Source organism: Bradyrhizobium sp. USDA 3262 (genome assembly GCF_054060035.1).
Window position 1 is genome coordinate 3,557,708 of the sequence record NZ_JBSSCT010000001.1, and the last position, 12,854, is coordinate 3,570,561.

The following is a 12,854-nucleotide window of genomic DNA, read 5'->3' on the forward strand; positions in this document are numbered from 1 at the left end:
CATGACCCCTGCGCAAACGCTTCGCGTTTGTCGCGGGAAAACCGGTGCTCACTTTTCCGGATCATGCTCCGTGACCAACATCCTTCAACGCGCTGTCTACCGCAGCGCCGAGCCGTTCGACGATCATGTCGATGTCGCCCGAAGTCGCGATATAGGGCGGGGCGAGCAGCACGTGATCGCCGCGCTGGCCGTCGGCGGTGCCTCCCGACGGATAGCAGCCGAGCCCGCCGGCGAAGGCCGCGGACTTGATCCGCTGATGCAGCTTCAGCTTGGGATCGAACGGCTGCCGCGTGGCACGGTCGGCGACCAGCTCGATACCCCAGAACAGGCCGCGGCCCCTGATGTCGCCGACATGACGGTGATTGCCGAACCGTTCGGTGAGCCGCTGCTCGAGCTGACGGCCGCGCTCCTTGACCTGGTCGAGCAGCTTCTCCTCAGCGATCACCTTCTGCACCTCGAGCGCAGCGGCGCAGGCGAGCGGATGCGCCAGATAAGTGTGGCCGTGCTGGAATGCGCCGGAGCCGTTGCGTACCGTGTCGACGATCGTGCCGCTGGCCAGCATCGCGCCGATCGGCTGATAGCCGCCGCCGAGGCCCTTGGCGACCGCCTGGATGTCGGGCGAGATGCCTTCCTGCTCCCAAGCGTGCAGCGTGCCGGTGCGGCCCATGCCGCACATCACCTCGTCGAGGATCAGGAGCGCGCCGTGGCGGTTGCAGATCTCGCGCACCGCCTTGAAGTAACCCTCAGGCGCCGGCACGCAGCCGGCGGTGGCGCCGACCACGGGCTCTGCGATGAACGCCGCGACCGTATCGGGGCCGAGCCGCTGGAATTCGGCTTCGAGTTCGGCGGCAAGGCGCGCCACGAACGCCGCCTCCGATTCATCGTCGCGCTTTTCGTGATAGGCGAAGGCCGGCGTGACATGGCTGAACGAGGGCGACAGCAGCGGCGCATAGGGCTCGCGGCGCCAGGCATTGCCGCCGGCCGACAGCGCGCCGAGCGTATTGCCGTGATAGCTCTGGCGGCGCGCGATGAAGCGGGCGCGCTTCGGCTCGCCGCGCTCGATGAAATATTGCCGCGCCAGCTTGATCGAGGCCTCGATCGCCTCCGACCCGCCGCTGACGAAATAGACATAGCCGAGGCCGCCGGGTTCGTGGCCGACCAGCCGCTCGGCGAGCTCTTCCGCAGGCTCGGAGGAGAAGAAGCCGGTATGCGCATAGGCAATCTTCGAGGCCTGCTTGCCGATCGCGGCAAGGATCCGCGGATGCTGATGGCCGAGGCACGACACCGCGGCGCCGCCGGAGGAATCCAGAATGCGGTGGCCATCCTCCGCGATCAGCCAGACGCCGTCACCGCCAACCGCCTTCGGTGGGGTTTCGCGCAGGCTGCGATGCATCACGCGGCTCTTGTTGGCTGCCATGACAGTCATCCTTTCTCGACAAAATATTGCGACATCTCGGCAAGCCGGCCCTCGGTCTCCTCCAGCTTGCGCTTTGCCCCGGCGCCGCCCAGCGTGAAAGCGACGGCGGCCAGCGACTGGGCGACCGCGATCGCGCCGGTGAGGCTCGGGAAGAAGCCGGGGGAGGAGGCGGCCTCGAACAGCAGCAGATGATCGGCGCCTTCGGCCATCGGAGCTGTGATGGTGTCGGCGATCGCAATCAGCGCGGCGCGCGCCTGATGGGCGGCGCGTGCCGTCTCGACGCTGACCAGGGTGTAGGGCGCAAAGCCGATCACGACCACGGCGTCGCCGGAGCGGAAGGCGCCGTGGTCGAGATCGAACGGGCCGGAGCCGCCGACCAATTGCACGGCATCGGGGCGGAACAGGCGAAGCTGATAGGTCAAGAGTTCCGCGACGCTGCGGCAGCTGCGAAACCCCGATATCCAGATCCGGTCAGCCGAGTGCAGCGCACGCGCGGCTTCCGCGATCGCGCTCGCTGAAATCCGCGCAAGGCCCGCGGCCTCGGCCTCCAATTTGTCGTGCACCAGTTTGACATCGGCATTCGGCCCGGCGCGGCGGCTTCTGGCGCGGCCGGAGAACGGCGAGCCCTGTGCCGGCCGGCGCGCCTCGGTGAGCGCGGCGCGCAATTCGTCCCAGCCGGAATAGCCGAGTGCCTTGGCAAGACGGGTGAATGAGGCAGGATCGGCACCGGCGACGGAGGCGAGCTCGCGCATCGAGCGGGTGGTGGCGTCATAATCATTGGCGGCGACGAACCGGCCGACCTCCTGCAAGCGCATCGGCAGCGACGGCAGTGCGCTGCACAATTCGTTCAGGGGCGATGGTTTCGGCTGAGCCTGGGCCATGAAACATATGTTGCACAAATATTAATTTGGTGCAACATATGACGCGCGCAGGATTTGAGGTTGACGCGTTTTCTTCACGCGAACCGGTATCCGCTTCGCTCGAAAACGCTCTTGCGCATGGCAGAAGATCGCTTCTCACTGGGGTCCTTGTGCTGTGACGACATCGACGCCGAAACGCCCTCCCGCCCGGCCCTGGCGGCTTTCGCTCAGCGATCCCCGCGTCGCAGGCCTGTTCTGGCAGATCCTGGTGGTCGCCATCGCGGTCGCCGTCGTCGCCTGGCTGTGGTCGAACGCGGTCCATAACCTCTCGGTGCGGCGCATCTCGACCGGCTTTGCCTTCCTCGGCCGCGAAGCCGGCATGCCGATCGCCGACAGCTGGATCGACTACACGCCGAAGAACACCTATCTGCGCGCCTTCATCGTCGGCGTCGTCAACACGCTGCGCGTCGCGGTCATCGGCATCGTGCTGGCGACCGTGATCGGCACGCTGGTCGGTATCGCGCGGCTGTCGTCGAACTGGCTGCTGGCGCGGCTCGCCGCCGTCTATGTCGAGGTGCTGCGCGACCTGCCGCTGCTGCTGCAGCTGTTGTTCTGGTACGTGCTGATGCAGGGCCTGCCGGCGGCGCGTCAGGCGTGGAAGCCGGTCGACGGGGTCTATCTGTCCAACCGCGGCCTGGTGCTGCCGTCGGTGCCGCTGCATGAGGCCAATGGCTGGACGCTCGTTGCGCTGGTCGCCGGCGTGATCGTCTTCCTCATCGTCAGGCGCCGCCTGATCGCGCAGCAGATGCTCGATGGCAAGGCGCGGCCGGCCTGGCCCTACGCGCTCGGCCTCATCATCGCGCTGCCGGCGCTGGTGTCGTGGCTGCTGGGCGCGAGCTGGAGCGTCATGCTGCCCGAGCTGCGCGGCTTCAACTTCGTCGGCGGGCTGACCCTGGCGCCGGAATATTTCGCGCTGCTGATCGCGCTCGTCACGTATACTTCGGCGTTCATCGCCGAGATCGTACGCAGCGGCATCCAGGCGGTGCCGCGCGGCCAGTCGGACGCCGCCAAGGCGCTCGGGCTGAAGCGCAGCTTCGTGCTGCAGCACATCGTGCTGCCGCAGGCGCTGCGCGTCATCATCCCGCCGATGACCAGCCAGTACCTGAACCTGACCAAGAATTCGTCGCTCGCGGTCGCGGTCGGCTACCAGGACATCGTCTCGATCGCCAACACCACGCTGAACCAGACCGGGCAGGCGATCGAGTCGATCGCGCTGATCATGATGGTGTTCCTCACCATCAGCCTCGGCATCAGCCTGTTCATGAACTGGTACAACGCGCGGATCGCGCTGGTGGAGCGCTGACATGAGCTCGGTCGCACATCTCCCGCAGGATCCGCTGCCGATCGGCCGGCGCCGCGCGCAGCGCACGCTCGGCGGCCAGATCGTGGCCTGGCTGCGCGCCAATTTGTTCGCGTCCGTGACGTCGAGCATCATGACGCTGCTGTTGCTGTTCGTGCTCGCCAAGGCGTGCATCGGCCTCTGGCAATGGGGCATCGCCAACGCGATCTGGATCGTCTCCGGCAACGACACCAGCGCCTGCCGCGCGCTGCGCGGCGTCGGCGCCTGCTGGGCGGTGATTCCCGAGAAGTACCGCTTCATCCTGTTCGGCACCTATCCGTTCAGCGAGCAGTGGCGGCCGGCGCTCGCGGTCGTGATCTTCATCGCGCTGTTCGTGGTCTCGAGCCGCCGCAGCTTCTGGCGCAAGGAGCTGTTCCTGCTGTGGGCCGCGGCCTTGATCGCGATCGGGTGCCTGATGTGGGGCGGCTTTCTCGGCATGTCCTTTGTCACGCAGGACCGCTGGGGCGGGTTGCCGGTGACGCTGATCCTTGCGACTTTCGGGCTTGCGTTCGGCTTCCCGCTCGGAATTTTGGTGGCGCTCGGCCGCCGCTCGAAATTGCCGGCGATCCGCTCGCTCTGCGTGCTCTATGTTGAGCTGATCCGCGGCGTGCCGCTGATCAGCCTGTTGTTCATGGCGAGCGTCATGTTCCCGCTGTTCATGCCTGACGGCGTCAACATCGACAAATTGCTGCGCGCCCAGATCGCCTTCATCCTCTATGCCGGCGCCTACCTTGCGGAAGTGGTGCGCGGCGGTCTGCAGGCGGTGCCGCGCGGACAATATGAGGCCGCGGACGCGCTCGGGCTCTCCTACTGGGAGAAGAACGCGCTGATCGTGCTGCCGCAAGCGATCCGCCACGTCATCCCGCCGCTGGTCAACACCTTCATCGCCTTCTTCAAGGACACCAGCCTGGTGCTGATCATCGGCATCTTCGATCTCTTGACGACCGCCAAGACCGCGATCGTCGATCCGGCCTGGCAGGCCTTCAGCGTCGAAGTCTATGTGTTCGTCGGCGTGATCTACTTCGTGTTCTGCTTTGCGATGTCGCGCTACAGCCGCGGCCTCGAGGCGCAGCGCGCGCACGGCTGAGGCGGTGATCACGTTCGAGCGCGAAGCCTCGACCTCTATGCGTTTGTCTGGGTCGCATCGCATGGGACGTTTTGGAGCCTGCCGTGATGGATCGATCGGCTTTGCGCGGAACCTGAGATGCCCCATCCGGACAAGCTTGAGAAAGTGGAAAACATCTCCGTGAGCGCGTGAACCCCAGCAGCGGCAACTTGCACTCATGTGATGCGATCACGCCGCATATGAGGAGGTCGATGCCATGGCGCCCCCGAAACGCTCGCCTCACCCGATCGAGCGACCGCCAAAGGGTATGCCCGTCCCACGCAATTGGGGATTGATGCAAGGCGGCATTCCCTACCGGCCGCACGGCCCTGTCCGACCGGGAGATACCCGGCCTCAGGAAGACTGGTACACCGTCGCTGAGAAGTTCAGTGTCGGAGTCAAGGAGCTGATCTATTTCAACTTCATGACCGACGACCCCGATGTCGTGAACTGGTACCTCAGCCACTATGTTGGGTGCGTCAAGGTCAGCCCCAGCGGCAACAACTGGATGTTCAGCAATTCGGCCAATCCCGGCATCATCTACATCCCGCCCGTCGATCGTGATCCGATCGATTTCGAGGCTGAGGATATCTGTGTCTGGACTCCAAATGATGCCAAGACGTTTCTGATGCGCCTGCTCGCGCTTGCGCAGGGCATGAAGGGCTACAAGGGGCAGCGTATCAAAAAGCTCGTGCAAGTGATCCTGAACGCTGGATATCCGGCGTGCCTGGACCTCTGGTACTACAACGATATGGTCATATCGGTGTATGTCGACATCAAGGAAGGCAACGCTAAGCGCCGCGAGATGATCAAGGCGACGCGCGGCGCGTTTCCGTTCAGTGGAGAGTCGGGTGTCTACGGGCAGCAGGGCAGCGAAGAGCGCCATCGCGGCATGTGGCAAATCCATCCGGTCAGAAGCCTGTTCACCGAATCTTGCGGCGCTTTCAATGCTCAGGCCATGAAGGACCGCTTGGAAAGCATCGACGAGGAAATGTACAGGGGCTGGCACGAGCTCGATATGGTATCCGCCAAGTCGAGCCAGGGCGGCGGCAGTGCCTTCGGAGAAATGGTCTGGGACTTTATCAACCATGTGAGGCTGTTGTCGGAAGACGAGAAGCACCTTTACTGGGCGTTTTCACAATAGCGGCCCATCGCTCGCCGGCCGCCACCTTCCATGCCGGCGCCTATCTCGCCGAAGTCGTGCGCGGCGGTCTGCAGGCGGTGCCGCGCGGACGATATGAGGCCGCCGACGCGCTCGGGCTGTCCTGCTGGGAGAAGAACGCGCTGATCGTGCTGCCGCAAGCGATCCGCCACGTCATCCCGCCGCTGGTCAACACCTTCATCGCCTTCTTCAAGGACACCAGCCTGGTCCTGATCATCGGCATCTTCGATCTCTTGACGACCGCCAAGACCGCGATCGTCGATCCGGCCTGGCAGGCCTTCAGCGTCGAGGTCTATGCATTCGTCGGCGTGATCTACTTCGTGTTCTGCTTTGCGATGTCGCGCTACAGCCGCGGCCTCGAGGCGCAGCGCACCTCCGGCTGAGCGATCCGGATTCTCCGTCGCTTGCCCTCACATGCCGCATCACGGTGCCGGCCTGTTCGCATCCGCCGCCGTCTGCTTTGATTTTTGGAGCGGCCTATTCTGGCCTTAACGATGCGGCAACCAAGACTTGGCCGATGGTTGGCGCAAAGGCGCGGCTGGCACAGAGTGCACTAGGCGATGTTCCGCCCGTAACTTATCTTGAGCGTCATTGGATTCGCGAGCGCGCGCGATGACAGAATCATTGTTCGCGTCGGCATCGTTCGAGCTGCCGTTGATTTGTTGATTTGGTGTGTGCCTGACAGGGCTTTACTTTTTGATTTTTTCCGTACGCCAATGGCCGAAGACAACGCCGTCTATCCGGAAAGCACCCGAAGCCAGGTCCACGATGCCCTGCAAGGCTTTTCGACCGATGAGCTTCGCCAACTCCTGGCGGAGATCGAGCAATTCCTGAGTGTTGAAGCTGTGCCTCGCCGACCGAGACTGCGACTGGCCGGAGGCACATACGTGAACGAGTATACCGCGCGCGCAAACATCGACCACTATCTGGATCTGCTGAAGCGCCCGGACGTTCCAACCAACACGAGATCGATGCTCAACAAGCGGCTGCTTGAGGAAGAAGACAAGCTCGGCCGCCGACTCGAGCAACTGGAGTTTGCCGAAAGCAGGGCCGCAGCCTGCCGGGATCGCGCGGATCGCCAGCGGCGTCTGGCGGAATCGTTTGCCCCTGGTTCGGCTGACCGTGAGCAGGCCGAAAGGCTGCTGGTCAATTTCGAGGCGCTTGCGCAGTTCGTGGAGGGCTTCTGTCGCCAGATGCGCCACACCGTGAACCATAGTCCGCTTTGAGCGAGACGCCGCCTCGGCTCCGCGGGCTCCTCATCATCATCACCATCTCCCGCATCCGGTCGGCCCTTTGACCGCGTAGGCGCTACGCCCCCGGGACCGCTGACAGGCGAGCGGGGTATCCCCATCATGGCAGGTCTCGGCATCAAGAGGTCCGGAGAAGGGCCGCTCCAACCGGCTTGCAAAGTGATCGCGATCCTATTTATGATCATAAAATGGATAAATCGGCTCTCCCGTCCCTCGACCCTTCGCGCCGCGCCTCGATCAAGCGCAAGCGCTCGGACGCCGTCGCCGACCTGATCCGCAGCCACATCTTCCAGGCCGGCTTGCAGCCGAGCGACCGGCTGCCGCAGGAGGGGGAGCTGATCGAGATGTTCGGCTGCAGCCGCTCCACCATCCGCGAGGCACTCAAATCGCTGGAAGTGCAGGGGCTGGTGCAGAACACCACCGGCCCCGGCGGCGGCGCGCGGGTGGCGCCGGTCTCGATCAACCGGATCGTCGGCCTGCTCAGCAACTATTTCTACTTCCAGTCGACCAGCACCGCGCAGATCTACCAGATCCGCCGGCTGATCGAGCCGGAGCTCGCCTTCAGCGTGGTCGGACACCTCACGGCGGAGCATTTCGCCGCACTGGAAAAGGCGATCGCGGTCCAGGAGCATCATCCCGACAGCGATGCCGATTGGGAACATCATCGCCACGCCGAGATCGATTTCCACGACATCCTGATCGAGGCCTGTCCCAACCCGCTGCTCGGCCTGATGTGCCGGTTCGTCAACGAGGCGATCAGGCATCTGATCGGCAAGCTCGGCGCACAGGAATTCGCATCCAGCTTCACCTGCGAGAACATCGAGTTTCACAAGCGTCTGCTGGCCGCGTTCCGCTCCGGCAATGCCGCGCGCGCCCGGCGCGTGATGCTCGATCATGTGCTGAGCGCCGAGGCGGTGGTCGTTCCCGCGGAAGACCGGCGCATCGATCTGCCCGTCTTTCACCAACCGTTGCGGCTCGACTGAACCGCATCGGCCGAGTGCTGCATCACGCCCTGGAGAAAACGACAATGGACACGCGGCGCGAGAATGAGTTGTGGAGCTGGTCGGCTGTCGATCTGGCGCGTGCGATCGCGACGCGCGCGATTTCCAGCCGGGAAGCCGTGCAATCCAGTCTCGATCGCATCGCCGAGGTCAATCCGGCCTTGAACGCCATTGTCGCAGTGCTCGCCGACGAGGCACTAGCCGCGGCGGACGCGGCGGATGAAGCGGTGAAGTCAGGCGCGGAGCTCGGCGTGCTGCACGGCGTGCCGGTGACGATCAAGGTCAATGTCGACCAGCGCGGCCACGCTACCACCAACGGCGTCGTTGCATTTCGCGACGTGATCGCCACCGAGGACAGCCCGGTGGTCGCGAATCTTCGCAAGGCGGGCGCCGTCATTGTCGGGCGAACCAACACGCCGGCCTTTTCGCACCGCTGGTTCACCAACAACGACCTGCACGGCGCGACCTACAATCCGTGGAGCCGTCGGCTGACGCCGGGCGGCTCCAGCGGTGGCGCCGCATCGGCCGTTGCCTCCGGCATGGGCGCGATCGCGCACGGCAATGATTTCGGCGGCTCGATCCGCTATCCGGCTTACGCCTGCGGCGTCGCCGGCCTGCGTCCGACGCCGGGGCGGATCCCCGCGTTCAATCCGTCGGCAACCAGCGACCGTCCGATCACCGCGCAGATGATGTCGGTGCAGGGGCCGCTTGCCCGCTCGGTCGCCGATCTCGGGCTCGGCCTCGCCGCAATGGCGCAGGCGGACGCGCGCGATGGCACATGGCTGCCGGTGCCCCTGCAAGGTCCAGAGCTCAAGCGTCCGATCGGCGTTGCGATCGCAGCGGCGCCGTTCGGCGACGAGGCGCCGGAGGTGAGCGCAGCGGTGCGCGCCGCCGGGCGTTGGCTCGCGGAGGCCGGCTTTGCCGTGGAGGAGACCGTGCCGCCGCGACTCGCGGAGGCCGCCGATCTCTGGCATCGCCTCGTCATCAATGAGGAGCGGCGCGTGCTGGCGCCGATGATCCGCAAGTTCGGCGACGATCGGAGCCGCTACAATCTCGAGTGCCATATCGCCTACGCGCCCGAGCTCGAGGGCGATCAGGTGCTCGCCTGTTTCGAGCAGCGGCTGGCGATCGTGCGGGCCTGGCAGCTGTTCCAGGAGCGCTGTCCTGTCATCATCCTGCCGGTCTCGGCGCAACTGCCGTTCCGTTTCGATCAGGATCAGGAAGACGCGAACGTCGTGCGCGCGCTGCTCGATGCGCAGCGGCCGCTGCTTGCGGTGCCCGCGCTCGGCTTTCCGTCGGTCGTCGTGCCGACCGGAACCGCCGGCGGCGCGCCGGTCGGCGTGCAGGTGATCGCCGGCCGCTTCCGGGAGGACGTCTGTCTCGCAGTCGCCGAGCTGATCGAGGCGCGTGCATCAAAGCTGACGCCGATCGACCCGCGAGATTGAACCAACAACAAAGCACTGAACATCATGGGAGAACATCACGTGACGAACGCACCGATCTGGCAATGGTCTGCCGTCGACACAGCCGCGGCGATCCGAAACAACCAAGTGACGTCGGAGGAGGTGGTCCGCGCCCATCTCGACCGCATGCAGGAAGCCAATCCGGCGCTCAACGCCGTCGTGGTCGATCTCGGCGCGTCAGCGATGCGGGCCGCCAAGGCCGCGGACGAGGCGCTGGCCGCGAGCAAGCGCGGAGGCGGCGCCGTCGGGCCGCTGCACGGCGTGCCGGTTACGATCAAGATCAACATCGACGTCGAGGGCCAGGCCAATTCGAACGGCGTGGTGGCATTCAAGGACAACATCGCGCCGGGCGACTCGCCGGTGACGGCCAATCTCAAGAAGGCCGGCGCCGTTATCATCGGCCTCACCAACACGCCGGAGTTCTCGCTGCGCGGCTTCACCGACAACCCGCTGCACGGCTTGACGCGCAATCCCTGGAATGCCGACGTGACCTGCGGCGGCTCCTCGGGCGGCGCCGGCGCGTCGATCGCCGCCGGCATCGGCACCATCGCACACGGCAACGACATCGGCGGCTCGCTGCGCTGGCCGGCGCATTGCAACGGCATCGCCACCATCAAGCCGACCCAGGGCCGCATTCCCGCGTTCAATCCTAGCGCCACGGCAGAACGGCCGCTGATGGCGCAGTTCATGTCGTCGCAAGGGCCGCTGGCGCGACACGTCGCCGACGTGCGCCTCGGCCTCGAGGTGATGGCGCAGCGCGATCCGCGCGATCCCTGGTATGTGCCGGCGCCGCTGACGGGGCCGAAGCCGACTGGGCCGATCAAGGTCGCGCTCGCAAAGATCCCCGAGGACATGGCGACCGATCGCGGCGTCATCGCGCTCCAGCGCAAGGCGGCGGATCATCTCGCCGATGCCGGCTATGCGGTCAGCGAGGTCGAGGTCCCCGACCTCAACAAGGTCTGGCAGCTCTGGTGCGACCTGATCATGACCGAGGTTCGCGTCCTGCAGCAGGACCAGATGCTGGCGACCACCAGCGCCGACTTTCAGAAGACATTCCGCGGCTTCATCGCGCTGGCCAATCAGCTCGATCAGACCGGCTACATGAAGGCGATCGCCGATCGCTCGCGCCACATCAGGAACTGGATGACCTTCCTCGAGCAGTATCCGCTGGTCGTGACGCCGACCACGGTGCGCAAGACGCCGGAGGTCAATGCCGATCTCGGCGGCGATCAGCGCGTCAAGGATTTGTTCTGGAACGACCTGCGCTTCATTTCGTCGATGAACGTGCTGGGGCTGCCGGCGGCCGTGGTGCCGGTCGGCCTCGATGAGGGATTGCCGGTCGGCGTCCAGATCGTCGGCTCGCGCTATCGCGAGGACATGTGTCTCGACGCCGCCGAGGCGATCGAACGCAAGGCCGGCATTCTGGCACGGCAATTGTGGCATCGGCGCTGAGGCGATCTCGACGCCATTTCCCAATCGTGTGATCTAAAGCAGTATGAGTTTGGGTTGAATCGGATCCGCGGACTGGGTTTACCTCTCCCCATCGGGGAGAGGTCGATTTGCGCAGCAAATCGGGTGAGGGGCCGCGGCTCTAAGGAGAGAGCGTAACCCCTCACCCGGCGCTGCGCGCCGACCTCTCCCAAGGAAGAGGTGAACTTCCACCGCCGTGCCAGATCAACCTGGTCTCATCATGCTTGAGCGCACGCCGCGGCGAAATCTCGTCGCGGCGTTCGCACGATCGGCCTTGCGCGTGTCGACGCAATGGCTGTGTTCCTTCTCCCGGAATTTCTGAACGGAATCGCGGGGCGCCATGCCGGCGACGGGGTTGTCGGCGTTCCCTGATTGCTTCAGGAGATCGTCCGAAACGTCGAAACCCCCGGGAACGAAATGTCCATCACGAAACGCTCGCATGTCTTCGTCGCAATTGCCGCCATGTGTCTCTCATTTGCGGCCGGCGCTGCCCGAGCGGAGGATGGCGTGCTGCGGGTCGGCATCATCACCGACATGAGCGGGCAATATTCCGACGGCAACGGCCCGGGATCGGTGATCGCGGCACAAATGGCGGCGGAGGAGATCGGCGGCACGGTCGCCGGACGCAAGATCGAGATCATTTCGGCGGATCACCAGAACAAGCCTGATGTCGCAACCGGCATCGTGCGCAACTGGATCGACAACAAGGGTGTCGACGTGGTCGCCGAAGGCGTCAATTCCGCGGTGGCGCTCGCGATCCAGACGGTGACGCGCGAACGCAAGAAGCTGTTCCTGATCTCGGGCTCCGGTTCGTCCGATCTCACCGGCAAGCAATGCTCGCCGACCAGCGTGCAGTGGACCTATGACACCTATGCCTCCTCGAATGCGACGGCGAAGGCCGTGGTGGCCCGCGGCGGCACGCCGTGGTTCTTCCTGACGGCGGATTATGCGTTCGGCCAGGCGCTGGAACGCGATGCGAGCAAGGCCGTGACATCGGCCGGCGGCAAGGTGCTCGGCGCGGTTCGCCACCCCTTCGACACCGCCGATTTCTCGTCCTTCCTGCTGCAGGCCCAGTCCTCCGGCGCCAAGATCCTGGCGCTTGCCAATGCCGGTTCCGACTTCCGCAACGCGGTGTCGCAGGCCGACGAGTTCAACATCCGCGCCAGCATGCAACTCGTCGCGCTGCAGGTGACGCTCACCGACGTGCCGGCGCTTGGCCTCGCGCATGCGCACGATCTGCTGTTCACCGATTCCTTCTATTGGGATCGCACGTCGGAAACGCGCGTCTTCGCCCAGGAGTTCTTCAAGCGTCATGGCGCGATGCCGACCGCCTACCAGGCCGGCGTCAACTCGGCGCTCCGGCACTATTTCAAGGCGGTCGCCGCCACCAACTCGGTCGATTCCGAAACCGTGATCGCGCAGATGCGCAAGACCCCGGTCAATGATTTCTTCGCCCAGAACGGCGTCGTGCGCGAGGACGGCCGGATGGTGCATGACATGTATCTGATGCGCATCAAGAAGCCGGAGGAGTCCAAGAGCAAATGGGATCTCTACGAGTATCTCGCGACGGTGCCGGGCGATCAGGCCTTCCGTCCGCTCGATGAAGGCGGCTGCCCTTACGTCGCCAAGTCGCACTAGCCCCGTCAAAAATTTGCATCGGACCCTCGCGTGAGTTTTTCTCCTATCATGCGCGAGTTTTGATCGGTTGTCCGGCGCCGATCCTGACG

10 protein-coding genes and 1 pseudogene are annotated in these 12,854 nt (G+C 64.9%); 9 read left to right on the forward strand and 2 right to left on the reverse strand.

Features of this window, described 5'->3' with window-relative positions; all coding sequences use genetic code 11:
* Positions 1-61 precede the first annotated feature (61 nt).
* A complete protein-coding gene (locus ACVWYP_RS16365; protein ID WP_304499030.1) occupies positions 62-1,417 on the reverse strand; it encodes an aspartate aminotransferase family protein in 1,356 nt (451 codons plus the stop codon).
* A gap of 5 nt (positions 1,418-1,422) precedes the next feature.
* Positions 1,423-2,298, reverse strand: a complete 876-nt coding sequence (locus tag ACVWYP_RS16370; RefSeq protein ID WP_028339573.1) for a MurR/RpiR family transcriptional regulator — start codon at positions 2,296-2,298, stop codon at positions 1,423-1,425.
* A 154-nt stretch (positions 2,299-2,452) separates the two neighbouring features.
* On the opposite strand from ACVWYP_RS16370, the gene ACVWYP_RS16375 reads away from it, so the two are divergent.
* The 9 genes and pseudogenes from ACVWYP_RS16375 (at position 2,453) to ACVWYP_RS16415 (ending at position 12,765) form a co-directional block, all read left to right on the forward strand.
* Complete coding sequence (locus ACVWYP_RS16375; RefSeq protein ID WP_028339572.1) at positions 2,453-3,640, forward strand: amino acid ABC transporter permease; 1,188 nt, start codon at positions 2,453-2,455, stop codon at positions 3,638-3,640.
* Position 3,641: 1 nt separating this feature from the next.
* Entirely contained in the window at positions 3,642-4,763 is a 1,122-nt protein-coding gene (locus tag ACVWYP_RS16380; protein WP_304499031.1) for an amino acid ABC transporter permease, read from the forward strand.
* A gap of 235 nt (positions 4,764-4,998) precedes the next feature.
* Complete coding sequence (locus ACVWYP_RS16385; RefSeq protein ID WP_304499032.1) at positions 4,999-5,925, forward strand: hypothetical protein; 927 nt, start codon at positions 4,999-5,001, stop codon at positions 5,923-5,925.
* Between the two features lie 17 nt (positions 5,926-5,942).
* Positions 5,943-6,326: pseudogene (locus tag ACVWYP_RS16390) on the forward strand (ABC transporter permease subunit); the annotation flags it as partial.
* Between the two features lie 198 nt (positions 6,327-6,524).
* Positions 6,525-7,169: a hypothetical protein gene (locus tag ACVWYP_RS16395; protein WP_304499033.1), complete on the forward strand. Its 645-nt coding sequence runs from the start codon at positions 6,525-6,527 to the stop codon at positions 7,167-7,169.
* 212 nt (positions 7,170-7,381) lie between these two features.
* Complete coding sequence (locus ACVWYP_RS16400; protein WP_304499034.1) at positions 7,382-8,176, forward strand: FadR/GntR family transcriptional regulator; 795 nt, start codon at positions 7,382-7,384, stop codon at positions 8,174-8,176.
* Positions 8,177-8,220: 44 nt separating this feature from the next.
* Positions 8,221-9,639, forward strand: coding sequence for an amidase family protein (locus tag ACVWYP_RS16405; RefSeq protein ID WP_304499035.1), 1,419 nt, complete (start codon positions 8,221-8,223; stop codon positions 9,637-9,639).
* A 24-nt stretch (positions 9,640-9,663) separates the two neighbouring features.
* Entirely contained in the window at positions 9,664-11,109 is a 1,446-nt protein-coding gene (locus ACVWYP_RS16410) for an amidase family protein (protein WP_304499036.1), read from the forward strand.
* A 435-nt stretch (positions 11,110-11,544) separates the two neighbouring features.
* The gene (locus ACVWYP_RS16415; protein WP_304499037.1) at positions 11,545-12,765 is read left to right on the forward strand and encodes an ABC transporter substrate-binding protein; all 1,221 of its coding nucleotides are present in this window, start codon (positions 11,545-11,547) and stop codon (positions 12,763-12,765) included.
* Positions 12,766-12,854: the final 89 nt, after the last annotated feature.